The sequence below is a fragment of the Lachnoclostridium sp. An196 genome (assembly GCF_002160135.1).
In the GTDB taxonomy this organism is placed as follows: domain Bacteria; phylum Bacillota; class Clostridia; order Lachnospirales; family Lachnospiraceae; genus Hominiventricola; species Hominiventricola avistercoris.
On sequence record NZ_NFJZ01000002.1, the window covers coordinates 38,545 to 58,821 of the forward strand.

Annotated in this window: 30 protein-coding genes; 27 read left to right on the forward strand and 3 right to left on the reverse strand. The window is 47.3% G+C overall.

The features are described from left to right. The first annotated feature begins 22 nt into the window (after positions 1–22). From B5F29_RS02520 to B5F29_RS02620, 22 genes are all read left to right on the forward strand, one after another. Positions 23–451: a single-stranded DNA-binding protein gene (locus B5F29_RS02520; protein ID WP_087153116.1), complete on the forward strand. Its 429-nt coding sequence runs from the start codon at positions 23–25 to the stop codon at positions 449–451. A 15-nt stretch (positions 452–466) separates the two neighbouring features. After that, the gene (locus tag B5F29_RS02525; protein WP_087153117.1) at positions 467–847 is read left to right on the forward strand and encodes a hypothetical protein; all 381 of its coding nucleotides are present in this window, start codon (positions 467–469) and stop codon (positions 845–847) included. After that, positions 841–1,437: a hypothetical protein gene (locus tag B5F29_RS02530; protein WP_087153118.1), complete on the forward strand. Its 597-nt coding sequence runs from the start codon at positions 841–843 to the stop codon at positions 1,435–1,437. Before B5F29_RS02525 ends, B5F29_RS02530 begins: the two co-directional genes overlap by 7 nt. A gap of 1 nt (position 1,438) precedes the next feature. Further along, positions 1,439–2,332 carry a DUF4373 domain-containing protein gene (locus tag B5F29_RS02535; RefSeq protein WP_087153119.1) on the forward strand — a complete coding sequence of 298 codons (894 nt, stop codon included), beginning with the start codon at positions 1,439–1,441 and terminating at the stop codon, positions 2,330–2,332. After that, positions 2,329–4,179, forward strand: coding sequence for a bifunctional DNA primase/helicase (locus tag B5F29_RS02540; protein WP_087153120.1), 1,851 nt, complete (start codon positions 2,329–2,331; stop codon positions 4,177–4,179). Before B5F29_RS02535 ends, B5F29_RS02540 begins: the two co-directional genes overlap by 4 nt. A 122-nt stretch (positions 4,180–4,301) precedes the next feature. Next, positions 4,302–4,526, forward strand: a complete 225-nt coding sequence (locus tag B5F29_RS02545; RefSeq protein ID WP_087153121.1) for a hypothetical protein — start codon at positions 4,302–4,304, stop codon at positions 4,524–4,526. Beyond that, positions 4,523–4,681, forward strand: coding sequence for a hypothetical protein (locus tag B5F29_RS16380; protein WP_162608347.1), 159 nt, complete (start codon positions 4,523–4,525; stop codon positions 4,679–4,681). The genes B5F29_RS02545 and B5F29_RS16380 overlap by 4 nt, the downstream gene beginning before the upstream one ends. A gap of 5 nt (positions 4,682–4,686) precedes the next feature. Then, positions 4,687–4,953: a hypothetical protein gene (locus B5F29_RS02550; protein WP_087153122.1), complete on the forward strand. Its 267-nt coding sequence runs from the start codon at positions 4,687–4,689 to the stop codon at positions 4,951–4,953. A 2-nt stretch (positions 4,954–4,955) separates the two neighbouring features. Beyond that, a complete protein-coding gene (locus tag B5F29_RS02555; RefSeq protein ID WP_087153123.1) occupies positions 4,956–5,252 on the forward strand; it encodes a hypothetical protein in 297 nt (98 codons plus the stop codon). Further along, a complete protein-coding gene (locus tag B5F29_RS02560; protein WP_242955557.1) occupies positions 5,233–6,084 on the forward strand; it encodes a phosphoadenosine phosphosulfate reductase family protein in 852 nt (283 codons plus the stop codon). The genes B5F29_RS02555 and B5F29_RS02560 overlap by 20 nt, the downstream gene beginning before the upstream one ends. Positions 6,085–6,115: 31 nt before the next feature. Beyond that, the gene (locus B5F29_RS16675; protein WP_242955558.1) at positions 6,116–6,277 is read left to right on the forward strand and encodes a hypothetical protein; all 162 of its coding nucleotides are present in this window, start codon (positions 6,116–6,118) and stop codon (positions 6,275–6,277) included. A 1-nt stretch (position 6,278) separates the two neighbouring features. Continuing rightward, on the forward strand, positions 6,279–6,722 hold the full coding sequence (locus tag B5F29_RS02565; RefSeq protein ID WP_087153124.1) for a hypothetical protein: 444 nt from the start codon (positions 6,279–6,281) through the stop codon (positions 6,720–6,722). 74 nt (positions 6,723–6,796) lie between these two features. Next, positions 6,797–7,240 (forward strand): YopX family protein, encoded by a 444-nt coding sequence (locus tag B5F29_RS02570; RefSeq protein WP_087153125.1) that lies wholly within the window; start codon positions 6,797–6,799, stop codon positions 7,238–7,240. 16 nt (positions 7,241–7,256) lie between these two features. Continuing rightward, on the forward strand, positions 7,257–7,595 hold the full coding sequence (locus tag B5F29_RS02575; RefSeq protein WP_087153126.1) for a hypothetical protein: 339 nt from the start codon (positions 7,257–7,259) through the stop codon (positions 7,593–7,595). 28 nt (positions 7,596–7,623) lie between these two features. After that, entirely contained in the window at positions 7,624–8,115 is a 492-nt protein-coding gene (locus tag B5F29_RS02580; protein ID WP_087153127.1) for a GNAT family N-acetyltransferase, read from the forward strand. Between the two features lie 235 nt (positions 8,116–8,350). Then, complete coding sequence (locus B5F29_RS02590) at positions 8,351–8,617, forward strand: hypothetical protein (protein WP_087153129.1); 267 nt, start codon at positions 8,351–8,353, stop codon at positions 8,615–8,617. A gap of 141 nt (positions 8,618–8,758) precedes the next feature. Further along, positions 8,759–9,106 (forward strand): zinc ribbon domain-containing protein, encoded by a 348-nt coding sequence (locus tag B5F29_RS02595; protein ID WP_087153130.1) that lies wholly within the window; start codon positions 8,759–8,761, stop codon positions 9,104–9,106. A 35-nt stretch (positions 9,107–9,141) separates the two neighbouring features. Next, complete coding sequence (locus tag B5F29_RS02600; protein WP_087153131.1) at positions 9,142–9,717, forward strand: hypothetical protein; 576 nt, start codon at positions 9,142–9,144, stop codon at positions 9,715–9,717. A 433-nt stretch (positions 9,718–10,150) separates the two neighbouring features. Beyond that, positions 10,151–10,561, forward strand: coding sequence for a hypothetical protein (locus B5F29_RS02605; RefSeq protein ID WP_087153132.1), 411 nt, complete (start codon positions 10,151–10,153; stop codon positions 10,559–10,561). Next, positions 10,536–10,838, forward strand: coding sequence for a hypothetical protein (locus B5F29_RS02610; RefSeq protein WP_087153133.1), 303 nt, complete (start codon positions 10,536–10,538; stop codon positions 10,836–10,838). The genes B5F29_RS02605 and B5F29_RS02610 overlap by 26 nt, the downstream gene beginning before the upstream one ends. Then, positions 10,835–11,239 (forward strand): hypothetical protein, encoded by a 405-nt coding sequence (locus B5F29_RS02615; RefSeq protein ID WP_087153134.1) that lies wholly within the window; start codon positions 10,835–10,837, stop codon positions 11,237–11,239. The genes B5F29_RS02610 and B5F29_RS02615 overlap by 4 nt, the downstream gene beginning before the upstream one ends. A 178-nt stretch (positions 11,240–11,417) precedes the next feature. After that, on the forward strand, positions 11,418–12,440 hold the full coding sequence (locus B5F29_RS02620; RefSeq protein ID WP_087153135.1) for a tyrosine-type recombinase/integrase: 1,023 nt from the start codon (positions 11,418–11,420) through the stop codon (positions 12,438–12,440). Positions 12,441–12,577: 137 nt separating this feature from the next. Here B5F29_RS02620 and B5F29_RS02625 read toward each other — a convergent pair whose 3' ends face one another. The 3 genes from B5F29_RS02625 to B5F29_RS02635 all read right to left on the reverse strand — a co-directional run bounded on the left by B5F29_RS02625 (position 12,578) and on the right by B5F29_RS02635 (position 14,304). Next, the gene (locus B5F29_RS02625; protein ID WP_087153136.1) at positions 12,578–13,432 is read right to left on the reverse strand and encodes a recombinase family protein; all 855 of its coding nucleotides are present in this window, start codon (positions 13,430–13,432) and stop codon (positions 12,578–12,580) included. Positions 13,433–13,722: 290 nt separating this feature from the next. After that, complete coding sequence (locus B5F29_RS02630; protein ID WP_087153137.1) at positions 13,723–13,929, reverse strand: hypothetical protein; 207 nt, start codon at positions 13,927–13,929, stop codon at positions 13,723–13,725. 177 nt (positions 13,930–14,106) lie between these two features. Then, the gene (locus B5F29_RS02635; RefSeq protein ID WP_087153138.1) at positions 14,107–14,304 is read right to left on the reverse strand and encodes a hypothetical protein; all 198 of its coding nucleotides are present in this window, start codon (positions 14,302–14,304) and stop codon (positions 14,107–14,109) included. A 172-nt stretch (positions 14,305–14,476) separates the two neighbouring features. Here B5F29_RS02635 and B5F29_RS02640 point away from each other — a divergent pair, with 172 nt between their 5' ends. The 5 genes from B5F29_RS02640 (at position 14,477) to B5F29_RS02660 (ending at position 20,263) form a co-directional block, all read left to right on the forward strand. Beyond that, positions 14,477–14,875, forward strand: coding sequence for a CopG family transcriptional regulator (locus B5F29_RS02640; protein ID WP_087153139.1), 399 nt, complete (start codon positions 14,477–14,479; stop codon positions 14,873–14,875). A 162-nt stretch (positions 14,876–15,037) separates the two neighbouring features. Further along, positions 15,038–15,481 (forward strand): hypothetical protein, encoded by a 444-nt coding sequence (locus B5F29_RS02645; protein WP_087153140.1) that lies wholly within the window; start codon positions 15,038–15,040, stop codon positions 15,479–15,481. A 330-nt stretch (positions 15,482–15,811) separates the two neighbouring features. Continuing rightward, a complete protein-coding gene (locus tag B5F29_RS02650) occupies positions 15,812–17,299 on the forward strand; it encodes a hypothetical protein (RefSeq protein WP_143449107.1) in 1,488 nt (495 codons plus the stop codon). A gap of 14 nt (positions 17,300–17,313) precedes the next feature. After that, a complete protein-coding gene (locus B5F29_RS02655) occupies positions 17,314–19,236 on the forward strand; it encodes a hypothetical protein (protein ID WP_143449108.1) in 1,923 nt (640 codons plus the stop codon). A gap of 196 nt (positions 19,237–19,432) precedes the next feature. Next, complete coding sequence (locus B5F29_RS02660) at positions 19,433–20,263, forward strand: hypothetical protein (protein ID WP_087153143.1); 831 nt, start codon at positions 19,433–19,435, stop codon at positions 20,261–20,263. The last annotated feature ends 14 nt before the right edge of the window (positions 20,264–20,277 follow it).

The window sequence follows — 20,277 nt, forward strand, 5'->3', positions numbered from 1 at the left end:
GTGGGGCGCAGAAAGGAAGAACATGAACAAAGTAATCTTAATGGGTCGCCTAACCAGAGATCCGGACGTTCGTTACTCCAATGGAGAGAACGCAACGGCAGTGGCAAGGTTTTCCCTGGCGGTAGACCGTCGATTTAAGCGGGACGGAGATCAGAAGGCAGACTTTATTAGTTGTGTGGCATTCGGGAAAAACGCGGAATTCATCGAGAAATACTTCCGTCAGGGAATGCGCGTGACGATCTGCGGACGTATCCAGACCGGCAGCTATACGAACCGTGACGGACAGAAAGTGTACACTACAGACGTGGTTGTGGAAGAGCAGGAGTTTGCGGAGAGTAAAAAGGCTTCCGAGGGAAACCGTGATGCGGGTCCAGCACCGAATAATGCTCCTGGAGGCGATGGATTTATGAATATACCGGACGGTATAGATGAAGAGCTGCCATTCAATTAACAGGAGGATGAGCATATGCAAAAATTATTGCCGTCAGAACAGATCGCGGAGTTTCTGGATTTTTTACAGGAGTGTCAGTCCATATATAAAACCAATATTCAAGAGGTTTGGAAGTACGATAAACGCCAGCAGGATCAACTTCATGATCTGGAGTTTGCGATGGATTATAAAGAACGGTGCCGGATAGGGACCAGGGTGCATAATGAACGGCTCGCGCGGCGCGCTTGCAAGGATCAGGCTGAAATGACAGAAGAGATTGCAAAGTTCTGCTCGGATAAACAGAATAAGCAGTTCTTGGACAAGTTGAAAGGGCTTGTAGAGCGTCAGCGGCGGGCGGAGGAGTATCTGACAGGGGAACGGCATTATAACAGGAGAGGCGGTGACGCGGAATGTTGATTATAGAAGATAAAGGGCAGCAGGCGGGAAAGCATGAAATGAAACACCGTTGGTTTGACTGGCATGAGGTAGAACTGCTGCAGGCTCCGCTTCCAGTCGGAGACTATGTACTGGCAGATGATAAGGTGCTGGACGTGATCCAGAGAAAGACCCGGCGGAGTCTGGAACTGAAAAAAATGGACTTTCTCGGAAGCTATAAAATCGCCGTCGACACCAAACGGGACATGCAGGAAATCACAGGGAACATCTGTGGGAAACAGCATCCGAGATTCCGGGACGAGTGCATTCTGGCGCAGAATAACGGCATCAAACTGTATGTCTTGATCGAAAATACAGATCAGATCACCTGCCTTTCCGATGTGGTGAGATGGAAGAACCCGCGGATGGCACGCTATGAAAAGATCAAACGCATGCACAGCATCGGGAAATGGCGGAATGTGAAGCTGCCGAAGTCTACACCTACATCTGGAGAAATCTTGATGAAGGCTATGCAGACGATGCAGGAGAAGTATGGTGTGAAGTTCCTGTTCTGTCATCCGGAAGAAGCAGGAGCGCATATCATTCGATTATTGACATACCAGGAGGGCTGACATGGCAAGACCACAAAAGGTAGGACTTGACTACTTTGAGTTGGATTGCCACATGGATGAGAAAATAGAATTGATCGAAGCTGAGTTTGGGCTAAAGGGTTTTGCAGTGATCGTCAAGTTGTACCAGAGCATATATTCGGGATTTGGTTATTACTGTGAATGGACTCCCGAAATCTCCGTGCTGTGGGCGTATCGGCTCGGATGTACCCGCAGTGTGGACTGTCGGAATGTTGGCAGTGTGTGTGAAGAATGTGCGCTGCCCGGATTCCCCAATAACTTAATAAATGAGATCGTTGCAGCTTCGATCCGGAGGAACATTTTTTCAGGAGAACTTTTCAAGAAATATCGGATTCTTACCTCATCTGGAATCCAGAAAAGATATTTGAACGCAGTGTCCAGGCGCGAAAGGGTAGAACTGAAAAAAGAGTACCTCTTAATTAGTGTTGGCAAAAATCTTCAAAATGTAGTCATAAACTCAGTTAATGATAGCAGAAACTCAAAAAATGAATACGAAAATACGCAGAGTAAAGAAGAGAAGAGTAGAGAAGAGAATTATATATCACGCACTCCAACGGAGCGCGATGCAGATTCCCTGGAAGAATTCTTTGAGTCCATCTGGAAATTGTATCCCATCAAAAAGGGGAAGGGACAGGTGTCAAAGACCAAGAAACAAAAACTCCAGCGGATTGGGTATGACCAGATTAAGCGCTGTGTGGAACGGTTCGTAAAGGATATGGAGTCGGAGCATCGCGATAAGAAGTATTGGATGCATGGAAGCACGTTTTTTAATTCCGGCTATGTGGATTATCTGGATAAGAATTATGATTCTGAAATTCCTGAGAAGGAACCAGAGATTCCGGAAGAGGAAGAAGAATTGGTAGGTGATGACTGGTGAAAATTTATGAATTCCGGGAAGCGGATGCGTTCGCGTTTGCGCGACATGTGGGAGCGGAAACCAAAGTGCAGGGAGGGGAACTATTCTTCAAGATTTGTCCGTATTGCCGCCCCAGACCTACACATGGGAATACGCGAACATTTTCCATCAACCTTCAGACAGGGCAGTTTAAGTGTCTGCGGGCATCCTGCGGAGTGTCCGGGAACATGATCACCCTGAGCCGGGATTTTGATTTCTCCCTGGGGAATGAGGCGGATGAATATTACCGGCCGCGCAGGAAGTACCGGAAGCTGAAAACGCCGAAGGAGCCGATCCGGCCGAAGGAATCGGCGGTGAGATACCTGGAGGGCCGCGGCATCCCGGCAGAGATCGCCCACCGGTATGAGATTACGACGCAGACGGACCATGATAACGTGTTGGTATTCCCGTTCTACGACGACCAGGGAAACCTGCAGTTCGTGAAGTACCGAAAGACAGACTATGACCGGGAAAAGGACAAGAACAAGGAATGGTGCGAGAAAGACTGCAGGCCGATCCTGTTTGGCATGAAGCAGTGCAGTGAAGACCATGACCGGCTGGTAATCACGGAGGGTCAGCTGGACAGCCTGAGCGTGGCCGCCGCCGGAGTCGAAAATGCAGTATCCGTGCCGAACGGCGCGAAGGGAATGACCTGGGTCCCGTACTGTTACGACTGGGTGAGCAGTTTTTCTGAAATCGTGATCTTCGGGGACTGCGAGAAAGGCCATATTACCCTGTTAGAAGACGTTCAGCGCCGTTTCCCGGGACGAATCAAGCACGTGCGGGAAGAAGACTACCAGGGATGCAAAGACGCCAATGAACTCCTGCAGAAGCACGGGTCCGGGGCTGTTCGGCGGGCGGTGGAGAATGCCGTGCTGGTGCCGATCCAAAGAGTATTACCGCTGGCGGACGTGGAAGCCGTGAACATCTACCAGCTGCCGAAGCTGAAATCCGGGATCACGGAGCTGGACCGGATGCTTTACGGCGGGCTGCCGTTCGGGATGGTCTGCCTGATCTCCGGCAAGCGCGGTGACGGCAAGAGCACGCTGGCAAGCCAGATTATGGGGAATGCGGTGGATCAGGGATATGTGACATTCGCCTATTCCGGGGAACTGCCGAATTACCTGTACAAAAACTGGTTTGACTTCCAGATCGCCGGCCGGAACCATATCACCGAGAATAAAACTGACTTCGGGACGCCGGACCGGTTCCTGACCAGGAAGAACCAGGAGCTGATCAATGCCTGGTACCGCGAAAAGGCTTATATCTACGACAGCCGGATCATCGAAAGTGATGAAAAAGAGGATTTGCTGCGGACCATCCGGAAAGCGATCATGCAGTACGGCGTAAAAGTAGTACTGGTGGACAACCTCATGACTGCGATGTACATAGACGAAAGGCCGGGAACAGACAAATATGACTGGCAGGGAAGATTTGTTCGAGAACTGGCGGCGATCGCGGTACAGTTCGATGTCCTGATCCTCCTGGTGGCGCATCGGCGGAAGAATGCTTTCGGCGGGGATGCGAACGATGAAGTTTCCGGATCCGGAGACATCACGAATCTGGCCGGAATTACCCTGGGATATGACCGGGGGACGAAGGATGAAGTGGAAAAAGGGTTGATGCTGGAAGAGCAGAGGAAGCTGATCGTGGCGAAGAACCGGCTTTTCGGGAAGACCAACACGGCGGGGATCATCCTCAGCTACGACGAAAAGAGCAAGCGGATCTATGGCAAGCGCGACGACGTGAACCGGCGGCTCGGCTGGGAGACGGAGTATGACCCGGCGGGAGGATTCGAATATGCGGATATGGAAATACCATTTGATTAAAAACCTGCGGCGGTTATATGTCCGGCTGTCAGGGAGAGATTGCGACACCTGCCGGCACTATGATGGTCGGTTCGGGGAAGACTGCTGCTTCCAGTGTGAGCGGAGCATAAAGGCGGTGAATTATGACAGAGAATGAACTGAGAAGATATTTTGACATGTTTACGGACTGCTGGAAGTTCTTCCGCCGGAATGTGGGCCGGATGGATGATCCGGGATTCTGGCAGCAGGTCGCAGACGATAACTGCGAGACATGGGCAAAGCATAACCATGATCCGTTGATGAAGACGCTTCTGGCGGCGACGACAAAGGAGATTGAGCGGATATATGACGGGAGGAATGCGAAGTGACGGTGCTTTATGACATATACGATAACGGGCGCTTAATCGGGCCAAATAAGACCCTGCGCCAGATCCGGCAGCTGTTCGGCGATGGTGTTGCCGCTATGCTGCAGGCATCCGGATCCGTAACCTATGAAAAATACCAGATTGTAAAAAAGAGGTGAGTGTAATGGATTGGACGAAAAGATTTACGGAGCCGGGAGGCGACACTTCTTTCCGGGTGACAGGGCTGAGCACGATCTATGACCGGCAGCCGCCGAAGACGCAGAAGCTGAGCATGGCACTTGCAAAACTCTTCCGGATGGAGCAGATGGGTGTTGATTATTACTTGGAGCACCCGGAGCATCAGGAATATTGCTCGGTTTGTGACCATTATTTCCGGGTCCCGGATGCCGTGGAATATAAGTATTGCCCATACTGCGGAAAGGAGCGGTGACTATGACGGCAGAAGAGAAGATTCGGTATATTGCGGAGCACAATGGTCTGGAAAAGGCCCTGGATAAATTAGCAGAGGAATGTGCTGAATATGCTGCGGCGCGGATCAAGCATAATCTCGGTGAGGGCAACGGGGAATACCTGGAAGAGCTAGCGGATGTAATTATAATGCGTGCAGAGGTTCAGCAGCTTATGCCGAAGGAAATGAAAGACCAGATCTCGGAAGAGATTAACAGAAAGCTGGATCGGCAGATAGAGAGGATCAGAGAGAAGGAAGAGCATGTATATAAAAGAGGATGACCTGAAGTTGAACGAATGGCAATTTTCTCAGCGGAAATACCTTCCGTATGAGATCAAAATCAGGCTGACGGAAACACGTATCCGCGAATGGTACGACAACTGGGACGGACAGGTATATCTCTCCTATTCTGGCGGCATTGACAGCACAGTGCTTTTGCATATGATCCGTAAAGTGATCGGGGATCATGTGCCGGCGGTGTTTTCTAATACAGGGATGGAGTTTCCGGAGATTATAAGATTTGCGCGAAAAGCGTCAGGGGAGTACGTAGAGATCGCCCCGCGGGATAAGGACGGGAAAAGAATCCTGTATCGTGATGTGATAATGAAATATGGATACCCACTGGTGAGTAAAGAGACAGCTATGAAAATCAGAAAACTGCGTCATGGAAATCTATCTGACCGGTACAGGAATTATCTTCTGAATGGAGATGAACGTGGAAAAATGGGAGTCTTATCCAAAAAGTGGAGACCTCTTCTGACAGCTCCGTTCGATACCAGTGAGAAATGCTGTGATGTCATGAAAAAGGCTCCGTTCAAGAAATATCACAAGGATACGGGAAGGGTCCCATACATTGGAGTGACTCAGGATGAGGGAATTATGAGGGCGAGGCAGTATGCCCACACCGGATGCAATGTCTATGACGGAAATACAGTCAAGAGCCAGCCTATCGGATTCTGGACGCGACAGGACGTGCTCAGATATGTAATGGAGAATGATATAGAAATCTGCTCTGTATATGGAGACATCAGAAGAAGATTAAATGGAGATGTTATACACCACAGGGGAGCAGCGGACCGGGTGCATGTTTTGCGCTTTTGGTGCACACCTTGAATCAGAGCCGAACCGGTTCCAGCGAATGCAGATGACACATCCAAAATGCTATGAAAAATGCATGAAGCCGCTGGACCAGGGCGGACTGGGGATGGCCGTTCCGCTGGATTACATAGGGATCCCGTACACAACCTGGGAAAGTATGGGGCAGATGAACCTGAAAGAATTCATGAATGAAGCAAAGGAGGGGTGACATGCAGGAATTAGAGAATATTCTGGAAGAGATAGACGAAATGATAGATGGATATAGGAAAAATCCAGATTTGATCACAGAGAATATTACAGATTTTTGTTATGGCTTGATACGAGCAAAAGATATTATCCGCAGGCACATGAATGACGGATGGACTCCTGTGAAAAAAGAACTTCCGCCGAACGCAAAGCACATGGGAGCATTATGCCAGAGATATCAGCTGAGTACAAAATACGGAGTGACGGAAGGCTGGTATAATCCAGATCTTGAAAGTTGGTTTGTTTTGTGCTGGTTCTTAACAAAACGATATGAGGAAGAAGATATAAATTTTGAAAAGGGATCATATCCCAAAATCGTACGGTGTGAAAATAAAGTCAATGATAAGTATAGTATAGTTCTGGCTTGGCGGCCCCTTTCGGAGCCGTACAGACCAGAAAAGAGATGAATAAGTTAAGAAGAAATCTTGGAACAGACTTGGAACAAGATTGGAACCAGCTGAATAAAGTGTGAGGTTGAGAAATGAGAGAAATACTTTTTAAGGCGAAGCGGATAGATAATGGGGAATGGGTAAACGGGCAGGATGTTTATTTTGAAAATCCAAAAACAGAAAGCGGAGAGCCTGTCAAACATTTTATCGGCAATGGAACGACCATTTTTACAGATGAAATTGATTTGAGCACTCTCTGCCAGTACACCGGGCTGAAAGACGGGAATGGTAAGCGGATCTGGGAGAATGATATTGTTTTACTCCGTGAAGAAATCCAAAACTATGAATGGAAAGCAACGGTTAAATTTGGAAATCCAAATTGTGAATCTAATTGGGGTTGGCAGCTTGTCCCGATTGAAGAATGTGATATGAATAAAGACATTCTTTTATGTATTGACATGGGAATTGCGAATTGTGAGGTTATCGGAAATATTTTTGATGACCCGGAATTATTAGGACAGTTGATAAATGAATAGTTAGTGGAGATGTGAGATGAAATTACCAAAAGAAGAATACATTCATGTTGAAGAAAATGGTCGCAAGGTAACTTACTGCACAATGCGTCAAAAAGTACTGCATACGATAGGGCTTAATTCTGGTCATACGGGTCGAAGGTTATATACCAGGCAAGGAAAAAAGTACTACAAACCATATAGAAATTATTTTTATGGAAATGATAAGGATTTAGATAAATTGGTTGAAGCCGGTTACATGGAGTGTAGCACAGAGATAGCGCATGGAGAAAAGTCAAAGACGTATTGGTTTAACCGAGATGGATTGGATTGGCTTGGAACACAGATCGGCATACATATTTATGATGAGGAAAACTGAGAGTGAATAGTTAGTGGAGGCGATATAAATGCTTAAACCAGCACAATTATATACGGATCGTTTACGCGAAGAGATCTTGAAGACATGGTATAGGCCGGAAAATATCTACTGGAACGGAAGCTATTGGGATTCGCTTGTGGATATCCCGGAAGATAATGCCAGTAAGCATTGTTTTGCATCAGTTGATAGACAGGATCGATTGATGGGGTATATATGTTATGCGGTAGATTGGGCGGCAATGTCTGCTGATGGATTTGGGATAATCAGTTTCGACAAAGGAAACATGGAATTTATCAAAGATGTCTGTGAAGCGGTCAGTGATATATTCACAAAATATCACATGAACAGGATATCGTGGTTTTGCTACGCAGATAATCCAGCGATTCGAGGGTATCGGAATTTTATCCGACGTCACGGTGGGAGAGTGTGTGGACACTACCGACAGTATGCCAGGCTACAGGACGGAAAACTACACGACAGTGTTATGTTTGAGATTCTGGCAGACGAGTATAGGAACTAATCTATTGTTCTAAATGTGGTCAGGCTCTTATGAATGAGAATTAGGAGGGAATGGAAGATGAGTGAGATTTGTTGCAAAGGCACAGGAGCGCCGGAAACAAGATGCGAATATGATGATGCGTGGTTTTGTAAAAATCCAGACTGCAAAAGCCCTGTGCTGACATCTACAATGCTTGGAGCACATCCGAGCGGATGCCCTAAAATTTACGAATGGAACAGAAGGGCAGGTAAACAGAATGAGACTGATTGATGCTGAAGCATTTATTGAATCACTTGGTCTAGATGTGGAAAATGCGAGAGAAGACAACATTGGAGAAATTGTTACTCTTGAAGATTTTGATAGACAGGCGACAGCCTTTGACAAGGAAAAGGTGATTGAGGAATTGATGAAGTATTCTGACGATCCATGCATTCTGCATGAATGTGGAGTGAGAAGCGAATATTGCAGTGTATGCATGGCAAAGAAAGCAATCGAGATTGTCGAGAAAGGCGGACTAATCTGAGAGTGAATAGTTAGTGGAGGTGCAAGGTGAGCAAAGGAATTACCGTGGTGGACATTCCGGAATATTGTGATTATTGTCCGAATGGAAGAATATTCGGAATTAATTCTGCAGTTGAATAGTTAGTTGAAAGGAGCGATAACCATGACGGGAAATGAAGTTTTAATTAAAACACCAGAGGAAGCAATAGAAACAATAAAATCAAATATGCCTACAAGCGGATATCAAATGTTGAGAGAGTCACTTGACATGGCAATCACTGCCCTCGAAGAAATCCCGCAGTACTGGGCGATTGGAACCGTGGAAGAGTGCAGGGAAGCGGCGGAGAATCAGATACCGAAAACACCAGACTATGAGGGTGACGGATATGCAGACGGTCACATGGTATATGACACATGGATTTGCCCGAACTGCGGAGAATATTACGAGGTAGATCATGACGATTACAGGTATTGCCCCAATTGCGGACAGGCGTTGGATCATGTAATCTAACCTGAGATTTAGTCATAGAGAGGGGAAGAAGCAATATGGACGGCCAGTTGAGCATATTTGATTATCTGGAAACACTGCAGATGCCTCCTAATAAAAAGCATATTCTTTCTGTTGGAGATAAGGTTGGCCGTATAGTTCTGGGAGAATGTAGAATAGCGACGGTAAAAAAAGTTGAGGGGCTTCCGAAATATCCATTCTATCGGACAGATCAGGGGTGTTATAGCTACGAAGAAGGTCTTGAGGATGTAAATGGACTGGAAGAGGTTGCCAAGAAAGAACGAGCAAAATACAAAACCATAATTCCAGAGAATCTTGCAAGCCGGGTTACGGTTGAGTATGAACCAAGAAGATGCGATGGATATGTATTATGGGCGCAGATCGGTATTATGGGGAATATGCTTTTTTGGAAAGAGGACGTGACATATCAATTTATGGAACCATACGATGACGAAAAGAAATTAAAGAAAGAGTATGAGAAGCATAAGAAAAAGATATTGGACGATACATATAACAAATTCCGTATTGTCGATGTAGAACATCCCATGCGCCGTTTATATTGGTCACAACATGGATTTTATGCGGATGCGGAGTATGTGAAATTCAATGGGTAAAAGTGTTATGAAAGGCCAAATGACATTAGATGAATATTTGAAGAATATATCTCGCCCGGTAATTGGAGGATGCACAGGATGTGCCTGCAGGAATTGCTTATACTGGTGGTCAAACAGATGCCCATACGGAGAATGCTGGGACGATCACCGGGCAAAGACTGATCCGTATGATCGGGCACATTCGGGAGATCCTCCACGAACGGAATGGTCGAACTGGAATAAGCCAGGGGAACAGGCGCACTGGTGCCGCGGTGCGGCATGTTATCCGACGCATTATTGCTCACATTTCGAGAAATACAAGGGGCAGCAGGTGAAGACCTGTCTGCTGGAAAATGTGTCAGTATTCCAAGATGGGTATATACAATGTGGAATTGTTGATTCGGTGGGATGCGAAGAATGTTACCGAAGGTTTGAAGAGAGGGGATGAAACGCGATGGATAAAGTGGATATTGAAAAAGCACAGAGACTGCTGGATCAGGGCATGAGACGTGGAGAGGTAGCTATCCGGATGGGTGTTACATATAACGTCATATCGGGCATGATAGCCCGTAAGGTACTGAAAGATCCAGATACTAGAAAGTGGTGTTATGTAGAATATAAGCCCATGCTCCAGCGTCGTCCGATCACAAAGCAGGAAATAGAGGAATACCGCGAAATTCTAAAGATAGGGGATCCGGTGGAAGCAGAGTATGACGGTGTAGTCAGGAAATTTAAGGTCACAGAAAAGTACAGATATTTCTGCATGCTGCAGAATTTAAGATGCAGGACATCGGCTACATATGTGGATCTGATATTGCGATACAGAGGGAGGGGAACCAATGAGACAGAAAGTGAATCTATATAATGTGCTGGATCTTGAAGGGAAGGTACTGCATGAGAATGTATCTGCCCGTGAGATCGCAGAAAGAACCGGGCAAAGCCAGTCGTTTGTGCTTCGTGCTGTCCAGCGCGGGAACATCCTGTCAAAGAAATACAGGGTTGAACTGGCCCAGGAGCGGATACCGGACGGAAATGATCTGGCGAAACAGAAGCTGCTTGAAGAATGGGACGAGATCAGAACGCCGTTCCTGCGGGTGATATGGGTAAAAGAAATGGGAAAGGGAGTGAAGTGCCTTAAATGACGTATGAAGAGAAAAAGGAATTCCTGTCCGGATATATTGAATGCAAAAGACAGATCGCAGCACTGATCAGGGACTGGGAGTATTGGTTGAACATAGGGACATCTATGGGCGCCAGTTCCGGCGAGGGACATGGCGGCGGGACGGGAAGCAAAGTTGAAACGGCAGCCGTGAAAATAGCCGATATTCAGCGGGAAATTGAATTTAACATAAACGACTGCGACAAGCTCAGAAAAGAGGTAAGAAACACCGTAGAACGGCTCAGGACAAGTAAATATAAGACAGCATTATATGATATTTATATCGCGGGGATATCCAGAGATGCCGCAGCCAATGAGCGGGGCATCAGTGTGGGGCGGCTTAACGCCATGATCCACCGGGCCATAGACCAGCTGGACATTTAACCTTCACCGGGCATTCATTTGCCCGGTAAAAAAATAATTTTAAACAGAACATCAGTTCTAAAAGGCAAGAAAAACGGCGACCGGTACGCCAATACCAGCCGCCAATGTGCTATACACATGTCTTACCAAGAACAGTATAGCACTTGCCGCCAAATTTCACAAGGAGGAAAGTGTTACCATGACGAAAAAAGATATTTTCAAAAATGAGATTTTGATGAACATGAAGTACCATCTAAAAGCGGATCAGATGGCGATCCTGGAAAACGTGCTCTCAGAAGCTCTGTACCGCATCGACATTGTAGAGATGGAATGTCTGCCGGCAACCATCGACATGACGAACGAGTACATCCTGAGTCTGTATGAACTCAAAAAAGGGGCGCGGCTTTCTTCGGAGACCATGCGCGCTTATATGATCACCTTCCGTGAATTCTTACGATATGCGGATAAGAACCTTACGCAGGTAACACAGGAGGACGTGGAGTATTACCTGCGAACAAAATACCGGGAAGGGAACGGAAACGCATCACTGAATAATAAGCGCCGGAAGCTGAATGCGCTTTTTGAGTGGATGAGGAAAAGCGGTCTGATTTTACGAAATCCGGTAGAGAATATCGAAAAATTTAAAGAGATCCTGGCTCCGATCGACCACATGGAGGCAGAAGAGGTGGAGCAATTGAAGAACGGCTGCCGGACAAAGCGAGACCGCGCACTGATCGAATGGATGCGCTGCACGGCCATGCGAAAGGGGGAAATCCCGGAGATCACGATCAATCAGATCGATTGGCAGAAAGGCCGCGTGATGATCTATGGGTCGAAGGGGAAAGCATTCCGGACTGTTTGTCTGGACACCATTGCATTGAAATACCTGCGGGAATATATCGTGGATGAACGCGGCCTGGATCTGCGAAGCCCTCAGCCGTTGTTTACACATAACAGAGGGAATACCACACAGGCTTTGAGCAAAAGCGGGATATATTCCGAAATTAAGCGTATTGCAGCTGCTTCCGGCCTGGATCGGCGCGTGTATCCGCACTTATTCCGGAAGACCACCGCAACCAACATCATCCGGCGCGGCGGGACGGATTCTGATGCCGGGGAATACCTGGGCCACAAGCCGCAGGGAGTAACGGCGCGGCATTATGCATTCCGGAGCGAAGATCACACGGTGAAAATCTTTGAGTCTTATGTGGCTGCGGTGTGACCATCAAAAAATAATGCAAAAATTTTGATACCCCCTGGGTGCCGAAAAAAATGCGGGAAGAAATCCGTACTGTTTTTCTTCTGTATTTTGTGACGATTTTTGCTTCAGATTGGAGAAAAAATAGATTGAAGGGGATGCTATGAGTTATCCCCTTCAGGAAGAATGAACAGTTTCTTTTGACGCTCACGCCCAGATATCTTCCCTTGCCGAAGAATGAGCCGCTGAACCTTGTTGAAGTCTTGTACAGTCCGAATTGACTCATAATTTCCCTTGTAGATATTCCCTTTATAAACATTGTACCCGGCATATATTGGACGGGTCAGGATCTTATGTATAGATTCGGGGTTAGGAATTTTCCCACGTTTTCCGCGAAAGCCCATTCCCCGGCAGAGTTCCGCAACTTCGGAAATATTTTTTCTGATCAGATAATTATCAAAGACAAAATTGACGTATTTGGCTTCTTCCGGGTTGATACGGAAAGAGTCCTTCCCGTCCGGATCATATCCAAGGACATCGGTGCATGTGCGCTTTCCCTGCCGTGCCCGTTCCAACATCCCCAGAGCTACGTTCTCCGCCGTTACTTCCCGTTCAAATTGTGCCACGGTTCCCAGCATGGAGCGAACCATGCGACCGGCGGGAGTATAACTGTCAAACGCTTCAGAATAGCTTATAAGGGCTATACCGAGCTTGTCCAACATCTCGCATGATGCCGTCAGGTCTGCCAGACTCCGGGAAAACCGGGTCAGCTTCCAGACCAGAATCAGATTAAATCTTTTTTCCTGTGCGTCTGCCAGAAGAGCGATCATCCCGGGCCGGTGCCGGATATCTTTGGCGCTTATGCCCTCGTCGCTGTAGATCTTATAGACCTGGTAACGATGGGATTTGCAATAGTCCATCAATAATCGTTCCTGAGCGTCCAGGGAGTAGCCGTCTTCGGCTTGCTCGCGGGTGCTAACCCTTGTGTAGATTGCCGCCGTTAATGTGGTTTTCATGGCTTCGCCTCCTTCTGGTAATAGTAATTTTGCAGACTCCCAGCCCTACACCCGGCGCGCGTCCCGTCCCGTGGCTCTGGGTGTAGGGCTGGCGGTATGCTGGATGGTATCGCCCAACCGTTAGGCGCCGGATAACTTCACCGGGGCGGTGTGTGGTTGACAGTAACCGGCTTGCCGTGTCCCTGTAGACGGGTACAGGATCAAGGGCAAGTGCTTTCAATTCCTTCCGTTTTCAGGAGGGAAACCGCCGCCGGGCATCGCTCCCGGCTTGCATCCTCTGCGGCGGTTAGTCAATCATTTACCACAAAATCAAAATTGACAGCGTTAAAATCATCTTCCTTTTCGGGAAGTGGCATGCATACGCCTACCGCATCTTTTACGTAATATTTTCCGTCCGGAAATTGTTTTACTTCCATGGGATAATACCCGAATATACGTTTTTTTCTGTCAATTTTTTTACCCAAATATTGGTGGGCGTTCCCTGCGTATAATCTCATATATTTTTCCTTTCTGGCTTGCCATCATCAGCGGAAAAGTTGCCATCTTTCCCGGACGCCCTCGCGGGCGTTTCGGCTATTTAATAATACCTGCCTTTCTTTTGATTGGTGCCGCTGGTTCAGTTTCTCAGGCCGTCCAGCGGCTTTTTTCGTGTTCTCTTGTGATCTGGTTCATCGTTATACCTCAATTCCGAATTCCTGGTAAAGCAGATCTTCAAAGTCTGGATCAAGTTCCAAGTATCTTCTTATAAACTCTTCACAAGTGCACGGGGCGAGTTCAAAGTGTACATGCTCTCTTTTGTCGTCATCCATATAGGACGCGATTGTGTCCATCAGATCTTGATTGATTTCAAATTCTTCGTTAAATCTCTTCATTTTGTTTTCCTCCTGTTTGGTGGTCTTGTTTTGTTGTGCCCTCATCATATCATCGTAGTGCACACTACGTCAATATACACAATCACCAAAAATCGTAGTGCACACTTTGTGCAAGTTGCATAGTGCGCACTACGGTGCAAAGCGATATAATAATATGGCAGGAGGTGATACAGTGCCGGAAAATACCAAAAAAAGAAATGCCAGACAATACGCATGGCAAAAAGAGACCTACGATCGCAAAGCATATCTGCTATTTAAGGGGCAAGGCGATGCAGTGGATCAGGCCGCAAAGACTGCAGGCGTAAGCGCGTCAGAGTGGATCAGAGAGGCGATCCGGGAAAGACTGGAGAATGGTGGAGATCACTATATAAGAGAGCGCGGACAGACAGCAGATCACGAGATCGTGAGATATCCGGACGAGATCGCAAGTATATCTGATCTGGAAGTATATGCACGCAGCGCAGGGCAGACCATAGATGATTATATAGCGCAGGCTGTCAAAGAGAGGATGCGGAGACAGGACGCAGAGTATACAGAGGACATACAGCGGGTAGGCCTGGACGACCTGTAAGAGCGCGGGAGATCCGGCGATATGGGGGAGAGATCGGACGATATCGGGCAAATGTGACAAAAGTGCGGTTGATCGTGACCGGATAACATGATATTGTAGTATTAACCAATTGGGACGCAAAAGACAGCGTCCCTTTTTTATTGCCTGGAAGGAGGTGGAGAGATGGCACAGAGGACCGAAGAGGAGAAGAGAGCGGCGAGGGAGCGGAGCAACGCGAATCTTATGACGCCGCAGGAGGTCAACGCGCGGAAGACGCCCGAAGAGAGGCGAGAGAGCGCCAGCAAAGCGGGCAAAGCGTCAGCAGAGGCCAAGAAACGGCGTAAGACGGCGCGCGAGATCTACGAGGCCATGCTTTCCCGTCCTGCATCTGATCAGGTGATGGGCGGACTTCCTGATCTGCCAGATGGGGCCACAAATTACGACGTATTGTTAGCGCGAATGATGCTTTCCGCACAGAAAGGAAGCGTAAAAGCGGCGCAATTTGTCCGCGATACAGCAGGGGATCAGCCGACGACCAAGGTTGAGGCTGATATAGGCATGACGGACGGAGACAGGGCGCTGCTTGAAAAGGTAGCGGAACGTATCAAGAAGGATAGCAATCAGTAGAACATGACGCAAAATTATTCTTTTGCGACGCGTTAAACATGATTTGTTAGTGCCAATAATACATCTAGTATGTAATTGATAGGGATAGGGCGGGAGAGTCCGCACTCTGCGCACACCTGACAGCCAGTGACAGCAGGTAAGGGCGCAGAATATTTTATATGATGATCATGCAGGGGCGCGCAAATTTTTTTTGCGTGCTTTTTTGGTGGCTACTCATAGACCCGCACCCACCCCAGGGGCATCCCCCTCCCATCGGGATGCGGGTCGCTTTATTTTACCTCCTGTATATCCATCAGAAAATTTATAAAATTTTGAGACCGGGTGACAAAGGTGACAGTAGAAGAAATTCGCGAGAAGGAAATTGAATATTGCCGGGATCATGTGGAGTATTACATCGAAACGTATTGTCACATTGAGGATAAAGATGCGGAAGAGCTTATTCAGCCGTTTCATCTGTGGGAAGCTCAGAAACAGGCCCTGAAAGATATTCATGAGCATCGTAAGATCGCAATCTTGAAAGCGCGTCAGTTGGGATTCTCCTGGCTGGTTATGAGTTACGCTTCATATCTCCTGCGGTGTTGGACTGGAAGGACTGCAATAGGGCTTTCTCGATCAGAGGAAGAGGCGAAAGAGCTTGTTCGTCGTCTGGCAGTGATTTTTCGTTATATGCCCGAACTGATTGCTGAATATGGGAATGTACCACAAGGTTGGAGCGGACCTGTTTTTAAGAGAAATGATCTTATTCTAACTATATTTTTTTCAAACGGTCCAGAAAGCGTATTCAAAGCTTTCCCATCGTCGCCGAATGCGGCACGATCTTTTACCGCGGATCTTCTGGTGTTTGATGAGTGGGCATTCCAGCAATTCGCCGAAGAAATCTGGAAGGCAGCATTTCCGGTCATAAACCGTCCATTTGGCGGAAAAGTTGTGGGACTTTCCACGATAGAACGCGGCAGCCTTTTTGAGCAGATTTTTACGGACCCGGATAACGGGTTCTATAAAATTTTTATCCCGTGGTATGCAGACCCAAAACGTGATGAAAAATGGTATGAAGAAACGAAGCGGGCTATGGGGGACGATATCACGCAGGAATATCCAGCAACGATTGAGGAGGCTTTGGAAGTTCCGGGCGGTGCATATTTCCCGGAGGTTCGCGCGGAGACGCATTTGACGACAAAATACCCGGAAGGAAATGTGAGAACTTACGTATGCATTGATTATGGTCTGGACATGTTTTCGGCACATTGGGTGGCGGTTGATGAGAAAAATCATGCTGTAGTTTACCGGGAGTATGATTCTCCGAACAAGACGATCGGAGAAGCGTGCGACATACTGCGGAGTCTTTCAGAGGAAGAAAATGTAGAATTATTTTTGGCGCCGCCGGATTTATGGAACCGGGATCAGATCACAGGAAAGTCCCGCGCACTGCACTTTGCTGAATATGGGATAACGCTCACAAAAACCTTGAATCGACTGGAAGATGGATGCGCAGCTATGAAGGAATGGCTGTATGTCCCGAAAGATGGAAAGCCGGCACTCCAGATTATGGAGAACGCAGCTCCTAATCTTTATCGATGTCTTCAAAAGATTCAGAAGGACAAGCGCCGCCCCAACATTTACGCGAAAGATCCTCACGACCTGACTCATGATGTGGATAGTCTTCGCTGCTTCTGTGTTTATTGGACGGATCCCGCGGATCCAGAGAAACAGCGGAAGAAAAAGAAATGGACGGCGGATATGTATGAAGATTATGAGAATGCTAGTGAAGAGGATAAGCGGAAACTTTTAAGAATATACGGAGAGCCGGAAGAATGGTAGGGAGAATTAAGAACATGATCAAGAACATGAAAAATCCTGAGCAGCTTCGCAGATTGCGGATGTGGCAGGGAAGGCTGGATATAGCACTTGCGGCGTATGATCTGGAACGCAGGCACATGGATACGAAAGAGGCATATTACAATGGAACCCGGGAGGTCCAGAAAAATCCCAATTCTAAAAAATCCCCGACGAAGCTGGCCAGTAATGTTCGGAACATTGTCTATGAGCTGATTGAGTCACAGGTAGATAATTCAATTCCGATGCCGAAAGTGCGACCAATTCATCCGGAAGACATTGAGCTTGCGAAAAGTATAGAAAAAGCGCTGGTCAACGAGATTTCTAAGATCAAGTATAAGGACATAAATGATGAGCAGGAAAGGGTCACACCTATACAGGGCGGTGACTTTTTTCATGTCCAGTGGGATTCTACGGCAGGAATGCATTGTACTTTGGGAGACGTTTCTGTGGAAGAGGTGCATCCGAAGCAGGTGATACCGCAGCCGTGTGTAACAGAACTGGAGAAGATGGATTATGTGTTTCTCATCTTTTCTCAGACAAAGGATTTTATAAAAAAACGGTATGGTGTGAATGTGGAAGATGCCATAGAGGACCGTCCGGACATCCGCAATCAGAACGATACAACGTACAATGACGATATAGTAAGCCAGTATATCGCATACTACCGTAATAAAAACGGCGGGATCGGGATGTTTTCCTGGGTGGAAGATTACATTCTGGTGGATTTTGAAGACTATCAGGAAAGAAAGCTGGAGCGCTGTAAAAAATGTGGCGAGATCAAGGCCGCTGATGTGTGTCCGGTATGCGGCGGGAAAAAATTTGAGGAAGTTTCAGAAGATACGGAAGAAGTTTTCTCTGATATCCCGTTATCAAACGGAAATTTTATCCGTTCCGTTATAGGGGCAGAAGAAATTCCAGTGACCGATTCTGAAGGGAATGCTGTATATGATGAAAACGGGATTCCGTTGGTGGATATGCGGCCGATTCACGAACGAATTCCGTATTATAAGCCAAATGTGTTCCCGCTGGTGATCCGGAAAAATATATCAAAAAGTAAAAAATTCCTGGGCGGCTCTGATGTGGATGTGATCATAGATCAGCAGGACACTATAAAGAAGCTGGGAACGAAGATCAATGAAAAACTACTGCGCGGATGGTCATTTGCGACGTTGCCGGAAGGCCGAGAGATTACCTGCAGCAAAAATGAAATGAATATAGTCCGGGTACGTCCGCAGGATGTGAGCCTGATCGGTGTTTATAACATGCAGCCGGATATCTCCAAAGACCGTGTGGCTCTGGAAGACAACTACGACTGGGCGAGATCATCCCTTGGGATCACTGATTCTTATCAAGGGAAATATGATTCATCGGCCACATCAGGAACAGCAAAGCAGTATTCCATCAATCAGGCTGCGGGACGTCTGGAGTCAAAACGGATCATGAAAAATAATGCCTATGCTGCTCTGTACAAAATGATCTTCCAGTTTTGGCTGTCATATGCGGACCAGCCTATTCCTCTGAGTTACAAAAAGGAAGACGGGACATATGAATTCTCTCATTTCAATCGGTATGATTTTCTGAAAAAGGATGATGCAGGGGAATGGTACTGGAACGATGAATTTATATTTGAGACGGACACAACATCCTCGATCATGACAAACCGTGAGGCTATGTGGAATGCGGCTGACGTGAAGTATCAGGCAGGGGCGTTCGGACCCATTGGTGATCTTGAATCGTTGGTGCTTTATTGGAAATTTATGGCAAAAGCGAATTATCCGAATGCCGGGGAAATTTTATCTGATATTCAGACTCGACTGCAGGAGCAAAAAGAAATGCAACAGGCATTACAGGAAGGAGATGTGCAAAGTGAAGTGTCCGCTATGCAATTTGGAAATGGCGATCCAGTCATCCCGGTATGAAACGCAGGACGATGACAGCCCAGATAAAGAAACGCAGTTGTTTGTGGTTATGGATCTTACTTGCAGGGACAAGAAGTGCCCTAATTATGGGAAAGTGGTTCAAACAGTGAAAAATCCACTTCCAGTCAACAACACCTGAAAGGGTGTTTTTTTAATACATTTTCGCAGGAAGAGCGTAAAAATCCGGGAGGTATTTATGAGATTTAAAGAGATTCCGATGAACTTACAGATGTTCGCAGGCGAAGAAGTGCCGGAAGTCGCCGATCCGGCATTGGAAACAGAAGGAATCGGGGGAGAACCCTCGGAAGGCATAGAAGGTGAAGGCGGAAAAGATCCGGAAGTCGCCGACCCGGTAATTGACCAGAATGCCGCATATGCTGCTGCGCGCAGGAGGGCAGAGCAGCATTATAACCAGCAGATCGCGAACCGGGACGCAGAATATGCCCGGAGATTCGGTCATTTGCGTAACCCTGAAACAGGACAGCCGATACGAAGCGAAAAGGATTATTTCGCCGCACTGGATGCACAGGAGCGGCTTGGGGTCCAGGAACAACTCAGATCCCAGGGCGTAGACCCTGCGATGTTGGATCGGGTGATCCAGAATAACCCGACAATCCGCCAGGCGCAGCAGGTGATCCACCAGGCGAGGGTGGATAAAGGGAATCAGATGCTGGATGCCCAGATCAAAGAAATTTCCGAATTCTATCCGGAGGTGAAGTCCCTGGAAGATATCGCAAAGATGGATACATTTCAATCTTTTGACCGATATGTGCGAAGCGGGATGAACCTGGTTGATGCGTTCAGATTGGCGAATTTTGATGCCCTGGTCGGTAAAGGGGCAGCGGCATCTAGACAAGCGGCAATTAATTCCGCGAAAAGTACCGGTCATTTAATCCCGGTTGGTGGCGGGGCCAGTGGACCAGAGGGAGAAGTAGAAATCCCGAAAGCCGAATTGGGATTATGGCAGGACATGTATCCAGGCCTCAGTTATAAAGAACTCCGCACAAAGTATAACCGGACATTATGAGAAGGGAGAATTAT